Genomic DNA, 22,664 nt, shown 5'->3' with positions numbered 1-22,664 from the left:
CGAAGCAGAGACCGGACAACCGGAAGGAATGGACCATGACCACGAAACTGTCGCTCGCCACCCTGACGGATGTCGCAAAGACCGCGGGCGTGCCGGCCTACGGGCGCGAAGACCTCAAGGCGGGCATCGTGCACTTCGGCGTCGGCAACTTCCACCGGGCGCACCAGGCGGTCTATCTCGACGACCTGTTCAACCTCGGCCTCGACCATGACTGGGCGATCATCGGCGCCGGCGTTCTGCCGTCCGACGCGGCCATGCGGGCAAAGCTCGAAGGCCAGGATTTTCTGACCACCGTCGTTGAGCAGGACAACAACCGCTCCGGCGCCCGCGTCACCGGCGCGATGACCGGCTATCTCGCCCCCGGCAATGCGGCGGCGACCATTGCCCAACTCACCGATCCCGCGATCCGCATCGTGTCGCTGACCATCACCGAGGGCGGCTATTTCATCAATCCGGCCTCTGGCCATTTCGACCCGAGCCATCCGGCCATCGCCGCCGATGCCGCCAATCCGGCCGATCCGAAGACCGTCTTCGGCCTCATCCTCGCCGGCCTCAAGGCCCGCCGCGACAAGGACATTCCCCCCTATACCGTGATGTCCTGCGACAACATTCCCGGCAATGGCGAGGTGACGCATGCCGCCGTCTCCGGCCTTGCGCGCCTTTCCGACCCTGATCTCGCCGACTGGATCGACGGCAATGTCGCCTTCCCGAACGGCATGGTCGACCGCATCACGCCGGCGACGGGTGCACGCGAAATCTCCATTGTCGCCGACGACTACGAAATCGACGACCAATGGCCGGTGTTCTGCGAAGAGTTCAAGCAATGGGTGCTGGAGGACAACTTCCCGGAAGGCCGCCCGGAGCTGGAGAAGGTCGGCGTGCAGTTCGTGCCCGACGTTGCGCCCTACGAGCACATGAAGATCCGCATCCTCAACGGTGGCCATGCGGCGATTGCCTATCCCGCAGCGCTGCTCGACATCCACTTCGTTCACGAGGCGATGGAGGATGCGGATATCCGCGCTTTCCTCTCCAAGCTGGAACGCGAGGAAATCATCCCCGTCATCCCGCCGGTGCCCGACACTGACCTCAACGACTATTTCGCGCTGATCGAACGCCGCTTCTCGAACCCGAAGATCGCCGACACGATCCCGCGCCTTGCCCAGGACGGCTCCAACCGCCAGCCGAAATTCATCCTGCCGTCCACCGCCGACCGCCTAGCCCGCGGCGAGGACGTCACCGGCCTCGCGTTGGTCTCCGCGCTCTGGTGCCATTATCTCGCCGGCACGACGGACAGCGGCAAGCCGATCCCCCTCAACGACCCCAATGCCGACCGCATCCAGGCTGCCGCAAGTGCTGCGAAGGACAACCCCCAGGCCTTCCTCGCACTTGACGATATTTTCGGCGCCGTCGCGCAGTCGGACCTGTTCCAGCAGCGCTTTGCCAATGCCCTCACATCCCTCCAGCGGGACGGCACGCGCGAAACCTTGAAGCGCTATCTCGGAAGTTCGCTCTCGAACTGAGAAAACCCCACAAAAGACGGGGCTTTCCATCGGCGGGGGCAGACGTTACCACGGGGGCCAGAAACGGAACGAAAACCATGGCCGCCACCAAGACAGAACTGGTCATCTTCGATTGCGACGGCGTGCTCGTCGACAGCGAGCCGATATCGCTTACGGTGCTGGTCGAGGCATTGGCGGCTGCCGGCGTCGCGATGAGCGAGGAGGAGGCGCACGACCGCTTCCTCGGCCGTAGCCTCAAGAGCATGTCGGAAATCCTGCATGACGAGTATGGGCTGGCGATCGACGCGGCCTTTCTCGAGGCCATGCGCAAGGTGCTCTACGAGCGGTTTCGCGCCGAGCTCCAGCCGATCGAGGGCATTGCCGAGACGGTGGACGGGCTCGGCATCGCCCATTGCGTCGCCTCGTCGAGCCAGCCGGAACGCATCCGCCTGTCGCTTACCGTCACCGGCCTGATCGACCGTTTCGAGCCGAACATTTTCAGCGCCAGCATGGTGGCGCGCGGCAAGCCGGCGCCCGACCTTTTCCTTCATGCCAGCGCCGCGATGGGTGTCGCGCCCGGCCACTGCGTCGTGGTGGAAGACAGCCCGGCCGGCATTTCGGCGGCGAAATCCGCCGGCATGCGCGTCGTCGCCTTCACCGGAGGCTCGCATGCGCGCACGCCGCGCCATCGCGACACGCTCCTCAGCCTGAACCCCGACGCCCTGTTTGACGACATGCGGGAATTGTTACAGTTTGTCCGCAAGGAAGAGGCCGACGGGAAAGAGCATTGATGCGCGATTTGATCGTTGCGGTGGACATCGGCACCGGCAGTGCCCGCGCCGGCGTGTTCGACCGAAGCGGCACGCTCCTGGGGCGGTCCGAACACCCGATCGCCATGCGCCGGCCCAGCCCCGACCACGCTGAGCACGATTCGGAAAACATCTGGCAGGCCGTCTGCATTTCACTGAAGGCAGCACTTGCGGTTGCGGGCGTCGCGGCGGCGCGCATCGCAGCGCTCGGCATCGACGCGACCTGCTCGCTGGTGGTGCGCGACAGGCAGGGCCAGCCGCTTGCCGTTTCTGGTGGCGAGGAGGCGCGCTGGGACACCATCGTCTGGCTCGACCATCGCGCGCTGAAGGAAGCCGACATCTGCACCGCGACCAAACATCCGGTGCTCGCCCATTCCGGCAGCGTCATGTCGCCGGAAATGGAGATGCCGAAGCTGATGTGGCTGAAGCGCCACCGGCCGGAGCAATGGGCGAAAACCGGCTTCTTCTTCGACCTTGCCGATTTCATCACCTGGCGGGCGACCGGCTCGAATGCGCGGTCGCGCTGCACGATGACGGGTAAATGGAACTATCTCGCCCATGAGGAAAAGCCGTGGAGCGAAAGTTTTCTCCAGGCGATCGGGCTTGAGGACCTGCGCGAGCGCGGCTCGCTGCCCGAAGAGACGCTGGCGGTGGGCGAGGCGATCGGGCGGCTGACGGCAGAGGCGGCACGCGACCTCGGCCTTGATACGGATTGCGTGGTCGCGACCGGCCTGATCGACGCCTATGCCGGCACGTTCGGCGTGCTCGGCCCCTTCGCCGGCCAGCCGGAGAAGCTGGAGCGCCAGCTCGCGCTGATCGGCGGCACGTCGAGCTGCATCGTCGCCTTCTCGCGCGAGAAGAAATTCGGCTTCGGCATGTGGGGGCCGTATTACGAGGCGGTGCTGCCGGGCTGGTGGCTGGTCGAGGGCGGGCAATCGGCGACGGGCGCGCTGCTCGATCATATCGTGCGCCTGCACAGCGCCGGCGGCGAGCCTTCGGCGGCAAACCATGCACGCATTGTCGCCCGCATCCGCGAGATGCAGCAGGAGGAGGGCGAGGCCTTCGCCGACCGGCTGCATGTGCTGCCGGATTTTCACGGCAACCGCTCGCCGCTCGCCGATCCGCATGCGCTGGGCGTTATCAGCGGGCTGGCGCTCGACGCCTCCTTCGACGGGCTCTGCCGGCTCTACTGGCGCACCTCAGTCGCCATCGCGCTCGGCATCCGGCACATTCTCGACAAGCTCGGCGACTGCGGCTACGTGCTCGATACGCTGCATGTCACCGGCGGCCATGTGCGCAATCCCCTGCTGATGGAGCTTTACCGCGACGTCACCGGCTGCCGCGTCGTCGTGGCGGATACCAATGATGCCGTGCTGCTTGGAACGGCGATGGTCGCGGCGGTGGCGGGCGGGCTTTATGCCGATCTTCCGGCGGCGGGGGCGGGCATGTATCCGGGCGGCAGCGAATATAGGGCGGATGTGAAGGGTCGCTACGACCGGGATTACCGCCGTTTCCTCGCGCTTTACAGGCACCGGGCAGAGCTAGAAACGATCGAATAAAAAGATCAAAAAAATTTGCAACCGGGCGGAACCAAATTCGTTGTCGCGTGTTTTTGTGTCGTCACCGGTCTGCGCATATCCCCCAAATGCGAGGCCCTCGACTGGTGATCGACCACGATACCGTGTCCCCCTCCGGTCCGTGGATACTCAAGCAGCCAGTGCCTCCCAGGCGCTGGCTGTTTTCTTTTGTGCGGGTAACAAACATCTAAAAAAGCGAAGGCGGCGGTGGGCGTGCCTCCCACCGCCGCCGGCCGCGCCGCCGCTGCGGCCATCCGGGAGCTAGATCAAGCCGCGGCGCGCGCTTGCGGGGTAAAGAGAAGGGCCTGGTTGATCAGGACCTTCACCTGCTCCGGATTGAACGGTTTCGAGACGAGGAAGGCCGGTTCCGGCCGCTCGCCGGTCAGGAGCCGTTCGGGATAGGCGGTGATGAAGATGACCGGGATGTCGGTGCGCGACAGGATGGTGTTGACCGCGTCGATGCCGGAGCTGCCATCGGCCAACCGTACGTCGGCGAGGACCAGGCCGGGGCGGCTGTCGCTCCACAGCGTTTCGGCCTCGGCCTGCGTGCGGGCGATGCCGGTCACGCGGTGGCCCATGCCGTTGACCATGTGGGCAAGGTCGAGCGCGATCAGCGGCTCGTCCTCGATGATCATGATGCCGGTCTGTGCCTGGGCGGCGATTTCCGCGAAGGCGGCGTCTAGCAGGGCGCGGATGGCGATGGTTTCCGCTTCGAGGATTTCCGCGGTCCGTTCCACCGAGAAACCTTCGACGGTTGCGAGCAGCAGCGCCTGGCGGCCGAGCGGCGGAACGCCGGAGAGGTCAAAGGGGGCTTCCCGGCCGGGCGCGATGGCGCCGGCGCGGCGGCTCATCGAAACGGGGAGGGAGGAAATGATGCGGCTCAGGAGCCCGAAGAGCTTCGCCTTGTCGTCCTCGCCCTCCGGCATCACGGAAGGATCGATGAGGATCGTTTCGAGCGTGGCGGCCACATAGGCGTCGCCGGAGGATTGGGTGCCCGTGAGGGCGCGTGCGTAACGGCGCAGCGCCGGCAGGTGCGGTCCGATGCGGTCGGAAATCGGCATGATTGGTCCCCTGTTCTTAAATTGCTGCAATTGCAGTTGACGGTTTGAACGCGGGAACCAAATTTAAGTTCCAAAGCACGGAACCTTTTTTGCTGCGGGGCATTTCCAAGCCGAATTCGTCACTAGGGCGCGATGAACAATGAAAGTGGCCAAGAGTGAATAGCGTGGAACATAAAACGAATGCCGCCAAGCCTCGAAAGAGGCCGGATGATCCCAATGCACAGATCGCGACGAAACTTCGTGCATTCTACCATTCGGTACAGGACGAGACGCTTCCCCAACGGTTCTTGGATCTTCTCGAAAAGCTGGATGCTGTCGAAAACAGCGTTCAACGGGCCGAGTGAGGACGAGATGGAACAGCGACAGACGACTTTCAAGCGTGAACTCCTCGCAGTTCTTCCCAGCCTGCGCGCCTTCGCCATTTCGCTGATCGGCCGCCATGACCAGGCGGACGACCTCGTCCAGGACACGATCATGAAGGCCTGGGCCAAGCAGGAACAGTTCGAGATGGGCACGAACATGAAGGCCTGGCTCTTCACGATCCTGCGCAACGAACTCTACAGCAAGCTGCGCAAGCGCGGCCGCGAGGTGCAGGACAGCGACGGCATCTTCACCGAGAACCTCGCGCAGCATCCCTCGCAATACGGTTCGCTCGACATGCAGGATTTCAAGAAGGCGCTCGAAAAGCTGCCGGACGAGCAGCGCGAGGCGATCATCCTCGTCGGCGCTTCCGGCTTCTCCTATGAGGAAGCGGCTGAAATCTGCGGCTGCGCGCTCGGCACCATCAAGAGCCGCGTGAACCGCGCCCGCCAGCGCTTGCAGGAGCTTTTGCAGGTCAGCGGCGAGGGCGATTACGGGCCGGATGCCATTTCGGCACCGATCACGTCGCGCGCCTTCGCATCGTAATTCTACCAAACGCCGCCTGTCATGATGACGGGCGGCGGAAAGATTGAGGGGATTGGGACGAATCTGCGTCTGCCGGCATGACTGGCTGGTGAAATGGGACGTGGAATCGCTTACCGAAAGTGTATGAAGGATAACGTTCAGCCACTACCGTCCGATTTTGAAGCGGTTCTGGGCGCGCCAGACCGTTTGGCGGCGCTTGAGGCTGTGATGCCGGTCTTTCTCGGCCCCGATCCCGATTTCGACGACATTGCCGGACTTGCCGCGGGGATTTTCTCCGCGCCGATCGCTCTAGTCACCATTCTCGGCCGCACGGACCAGTGGTTCCTGGCGCGCGAGGGCACGCGGGAGATCCGCGCACCCTCGGCGGATTCCTTCTGTGTGCGATTGATCACCGAAAATGTCGACGAACCGCTGGTCGTCGCCGATGCAACCAAGGACCCGCGGTTTGCCGGCCTGCCGAGCGTTACCGGCGAGCCGCACCTGCGTTTTTATGCCGGCGTGCCGATCGTCGTCAGCGGGCAGCCGATCGGCACGGTCTGTGTCTTCGACGTGAAGCCACATCCGCGCGTCCCCCCCGATCTCCTTCCACGCCTGAAGCAACTGGCGTCGCTTGCCACCTCGCTGCTCGGGCTGAAGGAGGAGGCGCGGCGGCGTGCGCTGGCGGCCGAAGTTCTCTCGCGCGACGAAAAGCGCCATGCGCTGGCGCTCGATGCGGCCAATGTCGCAAGCTGGCTGTGGGATATCTCGACGGGCATCGTCTCCGGCAACGAGACCTTCTACCGCATGCTCGGCGTCAAGCCGGCACGACCGATGAGCGCGCGCAAATTCTTCACCGCGGTGCACCCGGCGGACCGCAAGGTCACCATCGGCCGCCTGCGCGATGCGCTCGCCTCCGGCAAGGAGTATGACGGCCTGTTCCGGGCCGCGAAATCCGGGCGCTGGCTGCTCGGACGCGGCCGCGTGCATGAATGGGATGCGGACGGCAAGCCGACGGTGTTCCTCGGCATCAATGTCGACGTGACAGACGGGCAGCTCGCCTCCGAGCGCACGCGTCTCCTGCTGCGCGAACTCAACCACCGCGTCAAGAACACGCTCGCCATGCTGCAATCGCTGGCGCGCCAGACGTTGCGGCAGACGAGCGACCCGGTCGAGTTCATGGATGCCTTCGCCGGACGGCTGCAATCGCTCTCCGAGGCGCATGGCCTGCTCAGCGACCACGAATGGGGCGTCATCCATCTGAAGATGCTGCTGCAGAAGCAGATCATGCCCTATGCGATGGACTATGAAGGCCAGGTCGAGATCCATAAGGACGAAGTGGAGCTCGGACCGGACCAGGCCGTCGGACTCGGTCTCGTGCTGCACGAGCTTGCCACCAATGCCCGCAAATATGGCGGCCTGTCGCTGCGCAGCGGCAAGGTGGTGATCACCGCGCGTGTCCTGAACGAGGACGGCCAGCGCGTGCTCAACATGACCTGGCATGAGGTCGGCGGGCCGCCGGTCAAGCCGGAAGGGCGCCGCGGCTTCGGCTCGGTGCTGATCGAGCGCAGCCTCGACAAGATCCTCGGCAGCAGCGTGCATGTCGAGTACCTGCCGAAGGGCGTCACGGCCGTCATCCGCATGCCGCTCTAAAAAAATCAGGAAAATCAGTCGTCGCGGCGGGATTTGGGCGCGAGCAGGAAGCCCAGTGCGAGGGCCACGGCGGTTGCTGCGAAGGGCTTGCGCACGGCGACGGTGGCGGCGGCCGCCATCAGGTCGCGGCGTGCCGCCAATTGATCGCGGCGGATGCGGCGCAGTTCACGCTCGCGCTTGTTGCGCATGGCGACGACCGCAAGCACGATCAGCGCAAGCAGCAGGAAGCCGCCGGCGAGGCCGAAGAGGGCCGGCACGGTGCCGTAGTGCTGCGCCAGCAGCACGGCGGTCGCCACGACCCCGAGCACATAGGCGGTGATCAGCAGGAGGCCGATGATCAGGCCGGCGATCGCATTGCGCTTGGCAATGTCCATCGTCTCGCCCACCCGGTCCGTGACGCGGGTAACGAGGTTCTGCATGAGAATGGCCCCCAGTGACAGCATGCTATGGCGCTCCGGAAATCAGGAAGGGACGCCGGATGGCGTCCCTGAAACGTGCGAGGATGGGATCAGCGGCGCAGCAGTGCTGCGAGCAGGAAGCCCGCGGCAGCCGCGACGCCGAGCGTGGCGAGCGGATGCTCCTTTACGGCCTTGCGCGCGCGGCGGCCGGAATCCTGGTAGCGCGTCTGGAACTCGGCCAGAATGTCCTCGCCGGCGGCGATCATGTCGCGGATGTCGCCCTGCGCGCGGTCCTTCAGATCATGCGCGGCGTCGCTCGCCTGCGCCTTGACCGCGCGGGCCTTCTTGCGAATGCCGCTTGCGCCGTCCGAGGCGTCGCTGACGAGCAGCTTGGCGAGAGACGCGATCTCGTCGCGCAGTTCCGCGATCTGCTCCTCGACGGCCTGGGCGTCGTCGTGAAGGCCGTTGCGCAGGCTTTTGCTGCGCGATGAAAACAATCCGGTGGCCATGCCGTTTCTCCTTTTGCGGTCGCCCGCGCGGTGCGCGGGCCGAACAGCGCTCCACCCCCTTGGCGGAACGGTCTTTCCGGGGCAGAAAACGTGGGGCGGGGCAAAAAGTTCCGTAAGGCGCTGGAGAATCAGGCCGAAGCGGTGTGCGGCAGCACAAAGGGCACGCCCGTGGCGGGCACGCCGTTGATGCGCATGCGGCAACCGAACACGGCTTCCATCGCATCGTCGGTCATCACGTCGGCGGGTCGGCCGGCGCGTTCGATACGGCCGGCGCGCATCATCACTATGTGGTCCGCGAACATGGCGGTGAGGTTGAGGTCGTGCATGACGGCGATCACCCCGCCGCCGCCCTCGCAATAGCGCCGCGCGAGCTGCATGATGGTCAGCTGGTGGCGGATGTCGAGTGCGGAGACCGGCTCGTCGAGTATCAGGAAACAGGGTTCGCCGTCGAGCACCGGCTCCCAGATTTGCGAGAGCACGCGGGCGAGCTGCACGCGCTGCTGCTCGCCGCCCGAAAGCTCCTGGTAGAAGCGGCCGGCGAAACCGGAAAGATCGACGGCGGCGAGCGCCTCCGTCGTGATGGCGTCGATGCGCTCGGCGTGGCGGTTCGGGCCGACGGTGAGGCCGAGGCGGACGATTTCGCGCACCGTGAAGGGAAAGGCAATCGTGGCGGCCTGCGGCAGCACGGCGCGCTTCACCGCGAGCTGCCAGGGTTCGAGCGCACCCAGCGCCTGGCCGTTGATGGTGATCTCGCCCTTGCTCGGCAGTTCGCCGGCGAGCGCCTTCATCGTCGTCGTCTTGCCGGAGCCGTTCGGGCCGACGATGGCGGTGAGCTGGCCGGCCCTGGCTTCCAGCGCCACGCCATGCACGATGGTCTTGCCGGACAGGCTGACCGTGAGGTTCTTTGCGGTGATCATTATCCTACCAGCCGTTGCGCGTGCGGTCGCGCAGCAGCACCCAGAGGAAGAAGGGCGCGCCGGCCAGCGCCGTGATGATGCCGATCGGCAATTCGGCGGGGGCGACGATGGTGCGGGCCAGCATGTCGGCGCCAAGCATCAGCACGCCGCCGAACAGCGCGGAGGCCGGCAGCAGGTAGCGGTGATCCGGCCCGATGACGATGCGCAGCAGATGCGGCACGACGATGCCGACGAAGCCGATGCCGCCGCTGACGGCGACCGAGGCCCCGACCGCGCCGGCAACAGCGACGACCGCGATATATTTCAGCCGCTGCACCTTCACGCCCATGTGGAAGGCGGCGGCCTCGCCGAGCGTGATGGCGTTGAGGCCGCGCGACAGGAACGGCACGACGAGCAGGGCCACCAGCATGATGGGGCCTGCGGCAAAGAGTTTTGCCCAGGTCATCCCGGAGAGCGAGCCGAGGCTCCAGAAGGTGATGTCGCGTAGCTGCTTGTCATCGGCCATGTAGATGAGGATGCCGGTGATGGCGGCGGCAAGCGCGGAGATCGCGATGCCGGCCAGCAGCATGGTGGCGACGGAGGTCTGGCCGCCGCGCGTTGCGATGCGATAGAGCAGCAGCGTCGTAAGAAGCCCGCCGGCAAAGGCGGCGAGCGGCAGGGCGAAGGCGCCGAGCGCGATCATCACCCCGGCCGGCAGGCTGGCGCCGAGCACGATCATCAGCACCGCGCCGAGCGCCGAGCCGGACGAGATGCCGACGAGGGCGGGATCGGCGAGCGGATTGCGGAACAGGCCCTGCATGACCGCGCCGGACATGGCGAGCGCGGCGCCGATCAGGAAGCCGAGCACCGCGCGGGGCATGCGGATATCGAAGACGATGATGCGGTCGCGCATGCTGAGCGCCGTGTCTTCCGCGCCGCTGAACAGCGCGCCGATGACGTTGATCGCGGAGGCATCCGAGGCGCCGGTCGTGATCGACAAGGCGAGCGCGACAATCGAGACGAGGACGAGGGCCGCGAGCGTCAGGCGCGCGACGGCCGTCCGGTCGCCGGCGTGCCGGGACTGGACGGGGCGCATCAGCACGGAGCCGCGCGCCGCGTCATTGAGAGACATTGCCGTAGAGCTCTTTGTTGAGATCGCGGATGGCGGAGGCGGTGCGCGGGCCGAAGCCGAGCAGGTGCAGGCTGTTCATGCGCAGGATGGCCTTGTTGGCGGCGGCCGGTGTCACCGAGATCGCCGGATGCGCGAGGATCTCCTCGTCGCTGCTGCCGGCGCCGGGGCGCGTCATGATCATGACGACATCGGGCTTGGCCTTGATGATCGCCTCGTCGGTGAGCGGCTTGTAGCCCTCGAAGGCGCCTTCGGTCGCGTTGATCGCGCCGGCAAGCCCGATGATGCCGTCGGCCGCCGTGTGGCCGCCCGCGGCCATGACCTTGCCGTTCTGGAAGGAGAGGATGAAGAGCACGCGCTTGCGCTCGTTTTCCGGCCGCTTGGCGGCGTCGGCAATTGCGGCGTCGAGATCGGCCGCGACCGTGGCTTCCAGTTCCTTGGCCTTGTCGGCGACGCCTAGGAATTTGCCGACGACGTCGATCTTCTTCAGGATCGCCGCACGGTCATAGCCTTCCGGCACGGTCTCGAAGGGAATGCCGGCGCTCTTCAGCACGGCCAGCGCATCCGGCGGGCCGCTGCCTTCGACGGCGAGGATGGCGGTCGGGTTGACGGCGATGACGCCTTCCGGCGAGAGCTGGCGCATGTAGCCGACATCCGGCAACTTCAGCGCGTCTTCCGGGAAGGTGCTGGTGGAATCGCGGGCGACGAGGCGGCCGCCTTCGCCGAGCGCATAGACGATTTCCGTCACCGCGCCGCCGATCGCCACCAGTTTCGAGCTGTCGACCTGCTGCATTTCCTGCGCGACGGCCTTGCGGATGAAACCGTTCGAGCCGGCGCCCGCCAGCGGCAGCAGGAGGGGCGCGGAAAGGGCAAACACGGTGAGAGCCACTTCCCATGGGCGGGCGCGGCGGAAATCGAAGCTCTTGCTCATGGTCGGTTCCTTAACGGGTCGCAAGAGTGTTTTCACGAAACGCGAAAACACTCTGTCTCTTTGTCTTGACGCAATTCTCGGCAAGCAAAACCGCTTCACACTTTTGCTGGAATTGCTTGTTCCTCAGGCGGCGACGCTGTCGGGGCGCGGCAGGCCGTCGAGGATCTCGCGCCAGTCGGCGCGTTCCACCATGCCTTCCTTGCGCTTGCCGAAGAACTGGATGATCATTTCGCCGCTCGCGTCATAGGCCTCCAGCGAGGTGACATGGCCGTCGACGGTCGGCTTGCGCACGACCCAGCACTCGGCGATGTGGTCCATGCGCAGGTGCATGTGGAAGGTCGGGTCCATGACGTTGAGCCACGGCCCCATCGGCTGGATGTTCTTCACCGGGCCGGTGTGAATCTGGATCGTGCCGTTGTTGCCGACGAAGCACATGATGTCGGCATCCCGCTCGGCGGCAGCGCGCATCAGGTCGCCGACGGCATCGGCGCGCACCTCGTGGGCGAAATCCTCGCCGACGCTGCGCACGGCATCCTGGCGGCCGATCTTCAGCTTCTTCAGCAGGCCGAAGAACTGGTGGGTATCGGTCATCGCCGCCCAGCTTTCCCGCAGGGCTGCGACATCGACCGGGCCGGTGTCGTCGACCTTCTGGGACACCACCTCGACGAAATCCTGCGACTGGTCTTCCAGGCGGAAGTCGGCGACGATGGCGTCATAGGCTTCGAGGTTGGAGGCGGGGCGCAGGTGCACCTTGTGCACGGCCACACCGGCCTTGTCGAAGAATTGAAGGCTGCGGCGCACCTGGTCGCCATCGGTCTTGGTGACTGCGAAGCCATGCGCCCAGGTGCCCGGGAAGATGCGCAGGTCGATGTTTTCGCCGAGCACGATCGAGGCATGTTTGCCGGTGGTGATCTTCTCGAAGACGCCGATCTTCTCGTGCACCACGCTCTCGTTGCGCGTCAGCGCCATGACCTCGCCGAGCGCTTCCGAGCGCTCGAGGAAACGGTTGGCATCGCCGTCGATGCGGACCGCGGTCAGGCCGACTTCGGCCGCAACGAGGGCGGCTTCCGAAATGCCGAGCTGGGCGGCGATGTCGCGCTCGCGCATTTTGGGGTTCTCGGCGCGGAAGGCGCGGATTTCGGCGGGGGTCGGTCGGGTCGTGTTGCTCATTGCTCGGCCTTGATCGAATGTCTGCCACGCCGGCCCTTCACGGTAAATTCAGTTGCCGGAACAGGGGTTTGACGGGGATTTTGCGTTTACTATCTTGACTTCATTACTCATATTTATCTATGCACGCAATACCGGCGCCACAATGGGATGTTAATTCTTGTGTGAGGCAGCCGGCAGGAAAGACCGCGGCCGGCGCTCTCGGCCGACCTTAAAACCGGTATGAAACAGGCGGGCCAATGACCGTACGCACCATTCTTCTTTCGGCGATGCTTTCTGCTGCCGCCATCACGCATGCCGCAGCGCAGGATGCGCCCAAGGGGCTGGACGTCGAGCTCAATGCGCTCGCAAGCTCGCAGAAGGGCTGCCTCTTCACCTTCGTGGCGGCCAACGGCTTTGCGCAGAACGTCTCGAAGGTTTCCTTCGAATTCGTCATCTTCAACGACAAGGGCACGGTCGAGCGCCTGGCGCTGCTGGATTTCCGCGACCTGCCGGCGGGCAAATCCAAGGTGCGCCAGTTCGACGTGCCGGGCATCAAGTGCGAGACGGTGAAGAACCTGCTGATCAACGATGCGCCGGTCTGCGAAGGCGAGGGCCTGGAGAAGGGCCGCTGCATGGACGGCATCGTCACGCGCAGCAAGGCGACGGCCAGTCTCGAAGGGTGAGTATAGCGTTCGCGGCGCATGAGGTGCTGCGGTGCATGAAACGGAATGACGGGTGATATCATGTCTGGAAGCAAGTGGCTCTGGGTTGGCGGAGGCGTCCTTTCCCTGCTGGCGCACGCCACGGCCGCCGCAATCCTCACCATGGCGCCGGCGCCTGAAGAAGAGCAGGCGCTGATCGCCGGCGGCGTCGTCGCGGAAGTGGCGATGCTCGGCAACGGCGCCTTCGAGGCGGTGGAATCCGGCAATCCCGAAGATACGATCACGCCCGAGACGATCCAGCCCGACATCACCGAGCCGGTGCCGCAGGAAGTGGCGGAAATTCAGCCGACCGAAATCGAGCCCGAAGTGACGGAGATGGTGCAGCCCACCGATCCGATCGTTTCCGAGCCGGTCGAGGAACTGCTCGTGCCCTCTGCAGAGGTGGAGATCGCCGCCATCCCGGTTCCGGAAATCAAGCCGGAAATCGTGCCGGAAGAAGCGATCGAGCCTGTTCCGGAAGTGAAGAAGGAAGAACCGGTCAAGAAGGTCGAGCGCAAGAAGCCGAAGCAGAAGCCGGTCAAGAAGGCCGGCGAGAAGGGCAAGGCCAAGCAGAACGCCACCAAGGGCGAGGTCGATGGCTCGGCGGATGTGAAGACCGCGGCGGTCGGCGGCCAGAAGAAGGGCAATTCGTCCGCGGCCGGCAATGCCGCCGTCAGCAATTATCCGGGCAAGGTGCGCAACAAGATCAACCGCGCCAAGCGCCGCGTCTCCGGCGGCGATCGCGGCAGCGTGGTCGTGAGCTTCACGGTCGGTTCCAGCGGGCAGGCGAGCGGCATCCGCGTCGCGCGCAGTTCCGGCAGCGCGGCCCTCGACAAGGCGGCGGTCGATTCGGTGCAGCGCGCCGCACCCTTTGCCAAGATTCCGGAGGCTGCCGGGCGCTCGTCCTGGGCCTTCAACGTGCCGATCGTCTTCAACTGAGACGCGCATTCCCGCGATGGCGTTCATTGCGGGAATTTTTTGCACGAAAATATGACTTTCGTAGTCATGTTTATACTTTACTCTCAAACTCAGGTTTTGTAGGTTGCCCCTGACTGAGGCTTCGTGATGCGGAGTGCCAAAGGGGAACTTGCATGAATTACGTGACTGCAGGCCGCGCGGAAGCGGTCTTGAAATCGATGATCGCCGAGCGCGACCGGCGCATCTCGGACCTGGAACGCCAGGTCGCCACACTCAGGAAGCAGGTCGCGGCCGCGCCAGAAACCAAGGTGGCAGATGTGCCGGCCGTTGCCCCGCGCGTCGAAGTGCGGGTGCCCCAGGCGCCGCGCAGCGTGGAAGTCACCAAGATCAAGCGCCGGACCGGCGAAGCGGAGAGGAAGGCGATGCGCGAGAAGCACAGGCAGCAACAGCAGGCCCGCGGCCACCAGGACGATGCGGCCCAGAAGGCGGACAGCAAGGCGACGCTCGAAGGGCGCAGCTTCCTCTATGTCGGCGGTCGTGACTGCCAGGTGGCGCATCTGCGCCAGATTGCCAGTTCCTATGGCGCGAACCTCATCCATCACGATGGCGGCCTGCGCGAGGCGGTGTCGCGCATCGACAACGTGCTGCCCTCGGTCGACTGCGTCTTCTGCCCCATCGACTGTATCAGCCATGATGCCTGCATCCGCGTGAAGACGGGCTGCAAGAAGTGGGAGAAGGCCTTCGTGCCGCTGCGCAACGGCAGCAAGTCCTCCTTCGAGCGCGCCCTGCAGAGCATGAGCCAGGGAGAGACTGCGCAGTGAATGACGAAAGACCCGAAGCCTTCATGATGATCGGCCTGCACAAGCTGGCCGCACAGAACGGCGACGGCCTTGTGCCGGAACTTTACGCCCTGCTGACGCGTCGTGCGGAGGTGCTCGAAACCGAGAATGTCACGGAATTCCCGGTCCAGAACGCCCGCCCGCCGTCGCGCACGGCGAGCTTCGAGGGCACATCCGCCCTTGAAGCACGCAATGACAATGTCGTAGCCTTCCCCGTGCCGCGTCGCGTGCGGCGGGATTCGCTCTGACATCAAGGTGTTCTCATGTTCTTCGCCATGAACCGCTTCCGGATCGCAATCGGCCACGAAGAGGCCTTTGAAAATATCTGGAAGGGGCGGGATTCCAGTCTGGCGGACACGCCCGGCTTCCAGTCCTTCCACCTGCTTCGTGGCGATACCAATGCGGAAGAGGGGTTCACCCTCTTCGCCTCCCATTCGATCTGGGCGAGCAAGGACGATTTCATCGCCTGGACGAAATCGGAAAATTTCCGGCAGGCGCACAAGAATGCAGCGGCCGACAAGGGCATCTATCTCGGCCCGCCGAAATTCGAGGGCTTCAGCGTGGTCGAAGGCGCATGAGCGTGCTCGACGATCCCGACCGCGTCGAGGTCCTGCCCGTCCTGCCGTCGCTGGATATCCAGGAAACGAAGGCCTTCTATACGAAGCAACTGGGCTTCGAAGAGGTCGTCTACGAGGCGAACAACTATCTCATCGTGCGCCGCGTGGCCGGCATGGAACTGCATTTCGCGCTCGTTGATGACCGATCGCTCTGCGAGAACACGACCGTCTATCTGCGCGGCGGCGGCATTGAAGACCTGCACCGCGAATTCACTGCACGCGGGGTTCCCAGCCTGACGCCGATGGCGGTACGGCCATGGAACATGGAAGAGTTCTACATCCATGATCCGCACGGCAACCTGCTGCGCTTCGGCCGAATTCCGAAGAACTGATCAGGTTTCCTTGCGCGGCAGAAACGCGCCGAGCGCCACCGCCAGCCAGCCCGCCATCATGACCACGCCGCCGGTCGGCGCCGACATCGGGAAGAGCCCGTGGCCTGCCGTATGGCGGAAGACGAGGTCGCCGGCAAAGAGCGCCGTGCCGACAGCGAGCAGCAGGGCGGCAAGCGGGGCGATCCGCATGGTCGGCCACGCGGCATAAAGCGCGATCAGTGCCGGGGCATGGGCGAGGCACATGGCGGAGGCGCCGGCCATCAGGCGCGGGTCGCTGCCGTGCGAGGCGGCAGCCGCGGTGACGACGCCCGTGATACCCATCAGGCCGGCGACGAGCAGTGTCGTCGAACGAAGCGAAAACGACATCGGGGTTCCTATTCCTGGTTCTGCATGTGGTGGGCGAGGCGGGTCACCGGCTCAAGGATGATGGCGCGCAAGCCCTCGCTCGGCACGGTCTCCTCCAGCGCGCGCCCGAAGCAGAGCAGCCATTCGTCGCGCTCCGCCGGCCCGATCTGTGCCACGAAATGCCGGCGGCGCAGCATGGGGTGGCCGCGCTTGTCCGTATAGAGCGGCGGTCCGCCGAGCCAGCCGGTCAGGTATTCGTAAAACTTCTCTTCGCTTCCGGAGAGATCCGGCGGATGGATCGCGCGACAGCGCGCCGCTTCCGGCAGGGTGTCCATCAGTTCGTAGAAGCGGTGCGTCAGCGCCCGCACGCCCGCATCGCCGCCGATCGCCTCGTAGAGGGTGATCATTTCGCCCTGCCGTTCCTCGCTGCCGGTCGTGTCCGCCATCGCCGCTTTCCCGTTTCTCCGGTCTTAGCGCCCGGCCATCCGGCAGGCAATGGCGGCCTTTTGCCTGCGACGAAGCGCGCGGTTTTGGCGGATTGACAAGAAACCGTCCAGACGGTATGTTTTAAGCATGAGCAAGGCACATCACCGCAAGAAACATCCGGAAGCCGTCCGCCAGCAATTGCTGGAGGTCGCCGCGCGGTTGTCGCTGGAGAAGGGGCCGGGGAGCGTGACGCTCGATGCAGTCTCGCAGGCGGCCGGCGTCAGCAAGGGCGGCCTGCTGCACCATTTCCCCAACAAGCTGTCGCTGCTCGACGGCCTGTTCAGCGACCTGACGGAAAAGCTCGACCGGGTGCTGGCGGAAAAGATGCAGTCCGACCCGGAGCCAAAAGGGCGCTTCACCCGGGCCTATGTCGCGGTGTTCTTCGTGCCGGAGGGCATGGACGACAGCGAGCAATGGAAGGTGCTGACCATCGCGCTGATTTCCGAGCCGCACCTGCGGGAACGCTGGCGACAATGGGTCGAGCGGCATCTCGCGGAAAACATCGGCACGGATTCCTCGCCGGATGCCGTGCTCGTCCGCTATGCCGTGGACGGCCTCTGGCTCGCCGACCTGCTCGGCGCGCCGACACTGGACGCCGAAACGCGCACCGCCATGCTGGGCCGGCTGCTCGCGCTTTCGCGCTCCTGATCCAACACTTCGCGCCCGCAGGCGCCCATTGGCGCGATGCGCGCCGGAGACACGTCATGAGCCTGCCCCTCGTCTATGCCGCCCTCGTCGTCGCCATCATCTTCGAAGTGCTTGGCACTTCGGCCATGCAGGCCGCGCAGCATTTCACCCGCGTCGTGCCGACGGCCGCAATGGTCGTCTGCTATGCCATCGCCTTCTTCTTCCTGTCCTGGAGCCTGCGCTACGTGCCGGTGGGCATCGCCTATGCCATCTGGAGCGGCCTCGGCATCGTGCTGATCTCGGCCGTCGGCTATTTCGCCTTTGGCCAGAAGCTCGATCCGGCAGCACTTTTCGGCCTCGGCCTCATCATTGCCGGCGTGCTTGTGCTGAACCTTTTCTCCAAATCGACATTCCACTGAAAGGCGGCCGGAATCGACAGGCCCCCCGCTTGCCAAGAAGCGGGTCTGGTCTTAATCGATTCCGGCAAATTGAAAGCGGTTTCAATTTCCGGCTTTAAGAGGAATGGCACATGGCTATACGCACCATCGTATGGGGTGAAAACATCCACGAGCAGACGAACGAGATCGTGCGCTCGATCTATCCGAACGGCATGCACAACACGATCGCCGACGCGCTCAACAGCGATCCGGCGATTAGCGCCACAACGGCGACCTTGCAGGAGCCGGAGCACGGCCTGAGCGAGGCGCGGCTTGCAGAGACCGACGTGCTCGTCTGGTGGGGCCACAAGGACCACGGTGCGGTGGATGACGCGGTGGTCGAGCGTGTTGCCAAGCGCGTCTGGGAAGGCATGGGCCTGCTCGTGCTGCATTCCGGCCATTTCTCGAAAATCTTCAAGCGCCTGATGGGCACGCCCTGCGCGCTGAAATGGCGCGAAGCCGGCGAGCGCGAGCGCCTGTGGGTCATCAATCCGCGCCACCCGATCGCCGAAGGCCTTGGCGAAAACTTCGTGCTGGAAAACGAGGAAATGTACGGCGAGCAGTTCTCCGTACCGGAGCCGCTGGAAACGGTGTTCATCTCCTGGTTTGCCGGCGGCGAGGTTTTCCGTTCCGGCATGACCTGGCGCCGCGGCGCTGGCAACATTTTCTACTTCCGCCCCGGCCACGAGACCTATCCGACCTACCACGACGCCACCGTGCAGAAGGTGCTCGGCAACGGCGTGAAATGGGCCTTCAACCCGCAGGGCACCTATGCGGCGATCCACGACGCGCCGAACGTGCCAGTGGAAAACGCGCTGGAGCCGATCGTCGAGCGCGGCCCCAAGCTGCATGAAGCCGGCGAAGCCGGTTACCGCTGAGGCCCATTATGCGTCTTCTCATCCTTGGAACCGGCGGCATGGCGAACAGCCATGCCCAGCATTTTTCCGCAATCGAGGGCGTCGAACTGGTCGGCGCGGTCGATGTCGACCCGTTGCGCGCGAAAGCCTTCGCCGACACGCATGGCATTCCCAACGTGTTTACCTCGCTAGAGGACGCGATCGCCTGGAACGGCTTCGACGCCGCCACCAATGTGACGCCCGACCGTGCGCACCACCCGACGACGCTGGCGCTGCTGGCGGCGGGCAAACACGTCATGTGCGAAAAGCCGCTCGCGGAAAACTATGCCAAGGCGGACGAGATGGCGCGCGCAGCCGACGCTTCCGGCCTCGTCACCATGGTGAACCTCACCTATCGCAACGTGGCCCCCTTGCAGAAGGCGCGCGAGATGGTGCTGGCCGGCGAGATTGGCCATGTGCGCCATGTCGAGGCGTCTTACCTGCAAAGCTGGCTCGTCTCCAAGGCCTGGGGCAACTGGGCGACGGAAAGCCAGTGGCTCTGGCGGCTGTCCACCCGGCACGGCTCGAACGGCGTGCTCGGCGATGTCGGCATCCACATCCTCGACTTTGCGAGCTATGGCGCGGCAAGCGACGTGGAGCATGTCTTCGCGCGGCTGAAGGCCTTCAACAAGGCGCCGGAAAACCGCATTGGCGAATATGACCTCGATGCCAACGACAGTTTCACCATGACCGTCGATTTCGCCAATGGCGCGCTCGGCGTCATCCATTCCAGTCGCTGGGCGACCGGGCATCTGAACGAGCTGCGCCTGCGCATGCACGGCGACAGGGGTGCGCTGGAAGTCCTCCACTCCACCGAGGGATCGCGCCTGCGCGGCTGCCTCGGCGAGGATGTCGAACAGGCGGTCTGGCGGGAACTCGATGCCGGCACGGTGCCGACCAACTACCAGCGCTTCGCCGCCGCCGTGACCGCTGGCAAAAGGATCGAGCCCGGCTTCCGCCACGCCGCCGAGCTCCAGAAGGTCCTCGACCTCGCCATCGAGACCGAAAAGGACCGCCGCGAGCGGAAGGTCTGAGGTTCAGCCCGGGGCAGGGCCTGTCGATCCGCGAATGAGGAAATCGACCGGCCAGACCTCCTGCAACCGCTCCAGCGCTTCGCCCTGCAGCAGCTGCAAGACCATGTCGCCGATCCGCGCGCCTGCCGCGCGGATCGGTGATTGCGTCGTGGTGACGGCTGGCATGAGATTGTCCGGGCTGAGATAGGGGAAGACGTCGTCATGGGCGATGAGGGAGACGTCCTGCCCGACGGTCAACCCCGCAATGCGGATCGCCCGCATTGCGCCAAGCGCCGACATCATCGACCCGGCTATGACGGCGGTCGGGGCAGGGCGCTGCGCCAGGAAAGACTGCATGAGGCGAAAACCGGTCTCGTCGGTGAATTCGCCATGGCCGATCAGCGCCGGATCGACGGGGATGCCGTGCGCTGCGAGTGCCGCATGAAAACCGTCGTCGCGGTCGCGCGCATAGGTGCTCACCGTGTCGCCGTTGATGAGGGCGATGCGCCGGTGGCCCAGCCCGGCAAGGTGCTGCGTCGCTGTCTCGATCGCCCCGAAATTGTCGATGTCGAGAAAGGCGAAGGGTTTTTGCGCCGCGCTTCGCCCATGCACGATGAAGGGCAGGTCCAGTGCCTGAAGAAGGGCGATGCGGGCGTCAGTGCAGGCGGGCATGTGCAGGATCACCGCATCCACCCGCTTGCTGGCGGCAAGCCGGCGATACGCGGCTTCCTCGTCCGCCTCCGTCTCGACGGTCGAGACGAGAATGTCGATGCCATCCTCTTGCAGGCGGGTGGAAAGCCCGCCCATGAATTCGCTGGAATGTGGCCCGAAGCGCCCGCCGCCCTGGAAGACGATGCCGATCGCGCCCGCCCGGCCGGTGGCGAGCCGTTGCGCGCTGATGTTCGGGCGATATCCGAGCCGTTCCGCCGCCTCCAGCACGCGCGCCCGCGTCTGCGGCTTCACCTCCGGATAACCGCTCATCGCCCGGCTTACCGTCGTGGGGGACAGGCCGATGCGGGCGGCAAATTCCTTGAGGTTCATCCTGCCTCCCTGCGGCTTTTCGATAGGCTCCAGCCTTTATGAACGTCCGGGCGCGGGGCAGCAAGCGATGGCCGGAATGGCACATCCGGACAATTAGCGGAGGTTGTATAATCCGCCTTGAATTTTGATAATAGCAAGTTAAAGTCTAAATATTAGCGATAAGGTTGTATTTCGCGGGTGCAAAACATCCGCGAAAGATTGACGTTAATGGGTGGTGGGCCGAGGAGGCGAACCTCGTACACCGCCCCATTCCTTCCGCGGCAGGGACGGTCCGGAAGGCGTTTGGCGACCATTTTCGGGGGAATATCATGCAGGCGGGCTCGGAGCTGCCGGCTGCAACGGGTCCATCTGCGCGATCGGACCTGCGGCCGGACAATCGTGGCACATCGACAGGCCGATGGCTGTGGCGGACACGCAAGGTAAAGGGGACGATCTGTCCCGACGCGCCACTGCTTTATTCGCGGCGGGAGTGTGGCCGCCGCCCCGCCTATTTGCGTCATCTGGAACGTCTGTTCGGCGCCCGACGGGCGGGTCTGCGCGACCTCCTGTTTTCCCGCGCGCCGGTACTCTTCCTGATGGTGGAGGAGGCTTTCCTGCTTTATGTGGCGGTCGGCCTGCTGCGGGCGCTCACCGGGCGGCGCACTGCGGGCCTGCTGCTCCGGCCGATGCCCATCACCGTGTCGCCGCGCCGGCGCTACCGCTGGAAACGGCGGGTGCTCGGCTGGCTGAAACGCTTTCACGCCATCGAGACGCTGACCATCCTGCCCTTCAGCGTGCTGCCCGCATCATCCGCCATCGCCAAGGGCTGGATTTACGATTTCCAGCTCTGGGACCTGACGGATGCGGAGCGCGAGGCGGTGGAACTGCTGCGCAGCGAGCGACGGCCGGGCGACCGGCTGGTGCTGACGGCGATCGGCACGCAGAGCCCGCACAAGGGTTTTGATCTCTTTGCCGATATCTACGCGCGGATCGCCGGCCTGCGCACGCGCTTCCAGTTCATCGCCTGCGGAAAGTTCGCGCCTGATGTCGCCGACTATGCCGCGGCTTTCTGCGAGGCGGGCGGGGTTACGGTCGACCGCGCGGTCTCGGATGCCGAGCTGCTCGGCGCCTATGCGGCGAGCGATGCGGTCTGGTGTCTCTATCCGCCGGTCGGCGACCACGCTTCCGGCGTGCTCGGGCGGGCAGCCCAGCTCGGCATACCCGTCGTCGTGCGGCAGGGGTCGCTCGCGCATCGCCTCTGTATCGTCGAAAACCTCACCCATGTGCCCGCAACGGCGGATGGTGTTGCGGAACGGCTCGCCGGGCCGCTGCCGCCGCGCGACGAGGCCCGCGGGCGTCTCGCCGCAAACCGCTTCGCCCGGCAGAGCGAGGCGACGCTGCGTGCCGCCCTGGGCCTGACGGCGAGGCGAGCGCCGCTGGAAGGCTAATCACACGAGGCGCTTGCCGTCCTCGCCGATCACCTTCTCCCCATCTTCCTTCGCGAAGGCGCCCTTGTGCGTGTCCGGCAGGATGTCGAGCACGAGCTCGGACGGACGGCAGAGCCGCGTGCCGAGCGGCGTCCTCACGAAGGGCCGGTTGATCAGGATCGGCTCGGCCAGCATGTGGTCCAGCAGGGCGTCGTCGGAAAGCGACGGGTCGTCGAGACCGAGCGCCGCATAGGGCGTGTCCTTCTCGCGAAGTGCTGCGCGCACGCTGAGCCCCGCCGCCGCGATCATCGCCTTCAGATCGTCTTTCGAGGGTGGCGTGGCGAGATAGTCGATGACCGTCGGCTCGATGCCGGCATTGCGGATGAGGGCGAGCGTGTTGCGCGAGGTGCCGCATTTCGCATTGTGGTAGATGATCGCGTCCATGGTTCCGGCCTTTCGAGAGCGGCGTTTGTACGACGATGGCTTACGCGATGCCGGCCGATCGTCAAGCCC

28 protein-coding genes are annotated in these 22,664 nt (G+C 65.1%); 17 read left to right on the top strand and 11 right to left on the bottom strand.

Annotated features, from left to right (window positions below; all coding sequences use genetic code 11):
• Positions 1-35 precede the first annotated feature (35 nt).
• From J2Y63_RS11005 to J2Y63_RS10995, 3 genes are all read left to right on the top strand, one after another.
• Positions 36-1,520, top strand: coding sequence for a mannitol dehydrogenase family protein (locus tag J2Y63_RS11005; RefSeq protein WP_435266113.1), 1,485 nt, complete (start codon positions 36-38; stop codon positions 1,518-1,520).
• A 77-nt stretch (positions 1,521-1,597) separates the two neighbouring features.
• Positions 1,598-2,290: an HAD family hydrolase gene (locus J2Y63_RS11000; RefSeq protein WP_435266112.1), complete on the top strand. Its 693-nt coding sequence runs from the start codon at positions 1,598-1,600 to the stop codon at positions 2,288-2,290.
• Entirely contained in the window at positions 2,290-3,867 is a 1,578-nt protein-coding gene (locus J2Y63_RS10995; protein WP_256121105.1) for an FGGY-family carbohydrate kinase, read from the top strand. The genes J2Y63_RS11000 and J2Y63_RS10995 overlap by 1 nt, the downstream gene beginning before the upstream one ends.
• A gap of 284 nt (positions 3,868-4,151) precedes the next feature.
• Here the strand turns inward: J2Y63_RS10995 and J2Y63_RS10990 are convergent, their stop codons facing one another.
• On the bottom strand, positions 4,152-4,946 hold the full coding sequence (locus tag J2Y63_RS10990; RefSeq protein ID WP_435266111.1) for a response regulator: 795 nt from the start codon (positions 4,944-4,946) through the stop codon (positions 4,152-4,154).
• 164 nt (positions 4,947-5,110) lie between these two features.
• Here J2Y63_RS10990 and J2Y63_RS10985 point away from each other — a divergent pair, with 164 nt between their 5' ends.
• The 3 genes from J2Y63_RS10985 (at position 5,111) to J2Y63_RS10975 (ending at position 7,481) form a co-directional block, all read left to right on the top strand.
• The gene (locus tag J2Y63_RS10985; RefSeq protein ID WP_256121107.1) at positions 5,111-5,290 is read left to right on the top strand and encodes a NepR family anti-sigma factor; all 180 of its coding nucleotides are present in this window, start codon (positions 5,111-5,113) and stop codon (positions 5,288-5,290) included.
• Positions 5,291-5,297: 7 nt separating this feature from the next.
• Positions 5,298-5,852: an RNA polymerase sigma factor gene (locus J2Y63_RS10980; RefSeq protein ID WP_256121108.1), complete on the top strand. Its 555-nt coding sequence runs from the start codon at positions 5,298-5,300 to the stop codon at positions 5,850-5,852.
• Between the two features lie 123 nt (positions 5,853-5,975).
• Complete coding sequence (locus J2Y63_RS10975) at positions 5,976-7,481, top strand: sensor histidine kinase (protein ID WP_435266110.1); 1,506 nt, start codon at positions 5,976-5,978, stop codon at positions 7,479-7,481.
• Positions 7,482-7,495: 14 nt separating this feature from the next.
• Here the strand turns inward: J2Y63_RS10975 and J2Y63_RS10970 are convergent, their stop codons facing one another.
• From J2Y63_RS10970 to J2Y63_RS10945, 6 genes are all read right to left on the bottom strand, one after another.
• Complete coding sequence (locus tag J2Y63_RS10970; protein WP_435266109.1) at positions 7,496-7,924, bottom strand: hypothetical protein; 429 nt, start codon at positions 7,922-7,924, stop codon at positions 7,496-7,498.
• Between the two features lie 65 nt (positions 7,925-7,989).
• Positions 7,990-8,388 carry a glycine zipper domain-containing protein gene (locus J2Y63_RS10965; protein WP_435266108.1) on the bottom strand — a complete coding sequence of 133 codons (399 nt, stop codon included), beginning with the start codon at positions 8,386-8,388 and terminating at the stop codon, positions 7,990-7,992.
• A gap of 128 nt (positions 8,389-8,516) precedes the next feature.
• Positions 8,517-9,305: a heme ABC transporter ATP-binding protein gene (locus J2Y63_RS10960; RefSeq protein ID WP_435266107.1), complete on the bottom strand. Its 789-nt coding sequence runs from the start codon at positions 9,303-9,305 to the stop codon at positions 8,517-8,519.
• A gap of 4 nt (positions 9,306-9,309) precedes the next feature.
• Positions 9,310-10,416, bottom strand: coding sequence for a FecCD family ABC transporter permease (locus J2Y63_RS10955; protein WP_435266106.1), 1,107 nt, complete (start codon positions 10,414-10,416; stop codon positions 9,310-9,312).
• Positions 10,403-11,344, bottom strand: a complete 942-nt coding sequence (locus J2Y63_RS10950) for a heme/hemin ABC transporter substrate-binding protein (protein WP_435266105.1) — start codon at positions 11,342-11,344, stop codon at positions 10,403-10,405. Before J2Y63_RS10950 ends, J2Y63_RS10955 begins: the two co-directional genes overlap by 14 nt.
• Before the next feature lie 123 nt (positions 11,345-11,467).
• Positions 11,468-12,514, bottom strand: coding sequence for a hemin-degrading factor (locus tag J2Y63_RS10945; RefSeq protein ID WP_435266104.1), 1,047 nt, complete (start codon positions 12,512-12,514; stop codon positions 11,468-11,470).
• 236 nt (positions 12,515-12,750) lie between these two features.
• Between J2Y63_RS10945 and J2Y63_RS10940 the strand changes: the two genes are divergently transcribed.
• The 6 genes from J2Y63_RS10940 (at position 12,751) to J2Y63_RS10915 (ending at position 15,900) form a co-directional block, all read left to right on the top strand.
• Positions 12,751-13,176, top strand: coding sequence for a hypothetical protein (locus J2Y63_RS10940; RefSeq protein ID WP_435266103.1), 426 nt, complete (start codon positions 12,751-12,753; stop codon positions 13,174-13,176).
• Between the two features lie 60 nt (positions 13,177-13,236).
• Positions 13,237-14,133 (top strand): energy transducer TonB family protein, encoded by an 897-nt coding sequence (locus tag J2Y63_RS10935; RefSeq protein ID WP_256121117.1) that lies wholly within the window; start codon positions 13,237-13,239, stop codon positions 14,131-14,133.
• A 401-nt stretch (positions 14,134-14,534) separates the two neighbouring features.
• Positions 14,535-14,933, top strand: coding sequence for a DUF2325 domain-containing protein (locus J2Y63_RS10930; protein WP_256121128.1), 399 nt, complete (start codon positions 14,535-14,537; stop codon positions 14,931-14,933).
• On the top strand, positions 14,930-15,199 hold the full coding sequence (locus tag J2Y63_RS10925) for a hypothetical protein (protein WP_435266102.1): 270 nt from the start codon (positions 14,930-14,932) through the stop codon (positions 15,197-15,199). The genes J2Y63_RS10930 and J2Y63_RS10925 overlap by 4 nt, the downstream gene beginning before the upstream one ends.
• Positions 15,200-15,214: 15 nt before the next feature.
• Positions 15,215-15,529 carry an antibiotic biosynthesis monooxygenase family protein gene (locus J2Y63_RS10920; RefSeq protein ID WP_435266101.1) on the top strand — a complete coding sequence of 105 codons (315 nt, stop codon included), beginning with the start codon at positions 15,215-15,217 and terminating at the stop codon, positions 15,527-15,529.
• Positions 15,526-15,900, top strand: a complete 375-nt coding sequence (locus J2Y63_RS10915; RefSeq protein ID WP_435266100.1) for a bleomycin resistance protein — start codon at positions 15,526-15,528, stop codon at positions 15,898-15,900. The genes J2Y63_RS10920 and J2Y63_RS10915 overlap by 4 nt, the downstream gene beginning before the upstream one ends.
• Here J2Y63_RS10915 and J2Y63_RS10910 read toward each other — a convergent pair whose 3' ends face one another.
• Together J2Y63_RS10910 and J2Y63_RS10905 are read right to left on the bottom strand one after the other, a co-directional pair.
• The gene (locus J2Y63_RS10910; protein WP_435266099.1) at positions 15,901-16,266 is read right to left on the bottom strand and encodes a DUF423 domain-containing protein; all 366 of its coding nucleotides are present in this window, start codon (positions 16,264-16,266) and stop codon (positions 15,901-15,903) included.
• 8 nt (positions 16,267-16,274) lie between these two features.
• Positions 16,275-16,691, bottom strand: coding sequence for a group II truncated hemoglobin (locus J2Y63_RS10905; RefSeq protein WP_435266098.1), 417 nt, complete (start codon positions 16,689-16,691; stop codon positions 16,275-16,277).
• Between the two features lie 127 nt (positions 16,692-16,818).
• Here J2Y63_RS10905 and J2Y63_RS10900 point away from each other — a divergent pair, with 127 nt between their 5' ends.
• The 4 genes from J2Y63_RS10900 (at position 16,819) to J2Y63_RS10885 (ending at position 19,725) form a co-directional block, all read left to right on the top strand.
• Positions 16,819-17,379: a TetR/AcrR family transcriptional regulator gene (locus J2Y63_RS10900; RefSeq protein WP_435266097.1), complete on the top strand. Its 561-nt coding sequence runs from the start codon at positions 16,819-16,821 to the stop codon at positions 17,377-17,379.
• A 56-nt stretch (positions 17,380-17,435) separates the two neighbouring features.
• Complete coding sequence (locus J2Y63_RS10895) at positions 17,436-17,777, top strand: DMT family transporter (RefSeq protein WP_256121124.1); 342 nt, start codon at positions 17,436-17,438, stop codon at positions 17,775-17,777.
• Positions 17,778-17,887: 110 nt separating this feature from the next.
• A complete protein-coding gene (locus tag J2Y63_RS10890) occupies positions 17,888-18,673 on the top strand; it encodes a ThuA domain-containing protein (protein WP_435266096.1) in 786 nt (261 codons plus the stop codon).
• A gap of 8 nt (positions 18,674-18,681) precedes the next feature.
• Positions 18,682-19,725, top strand: coding sequence for a Gfo/Idh/MocA family protein (locus J2Y63_RS10885; RefSeq protein WP_435266095.1), 1,044 nt, complete (start codon positions 18,682-18,684; stop codon positions 19,723-19,725).
• A gap of 3 nt (positions 19,726-19,728) precedes the next feature.
• Here J2Y63_RS10885 and J2Y63_RS10880 read toward each other — a convergent pair whose 3' ends face one another.
• A complete protein-coding gene (locus tag J2Y63_RS10880; protein WP_435266094.1) occupies positions 19,729-20,745 on the bottom strand; it encodes a LacI family DNA-binding transcriptional regulator in 1,017 nt (338 codons plus the stop codon).
• A 308-nt stretch (positions 20,746-21,053) separates the two neighbouring features.
• Here J2Y63_RS10880 and J2Y63_RS10875 point away from each other — a divergent pair, with 308 nt between their 5' ends.
• Complete coding sequence (locus J2Y63_RS10875) at positions 21,054-22,172, top strand: hypothetical protein (RefSeq protein WP_435266093.1); 1,119 nt, start codon at positions 21,054-21,056, stop codon at positions 22,170-22,172.
• Here J2Y63_RS10875 and arsC read toward each other — a convergent pair whose 3' ends face one another.
• Complete coding sequence (gene arsC, locus J2Y63_RS10870) at positions 22,173-22,595, bottom strand: arsenate reductase (glutaredoxin) (RefSeq protein WP_435266092.1); 423 nt, start codon at positions 22,593-22,595, stop codon at positions 22,173-22,175. It abuts the gene before it with no gap.
• Positions 22,596-22,664 lie beyond the last annotated feature (69 nt).

It is taken from the genome of Shinella sp. BE166, assembly GCF_051201095.1.
Lineage (GTDB): Bacteria > Pseudomonadota > Alphaproteobacteria > Rhizobiales > Rhizobiaceae > Shinella > Shinella lacus.
This window is presented reverse-complemented; position numbering and strand designations above follow the sequence as displayed.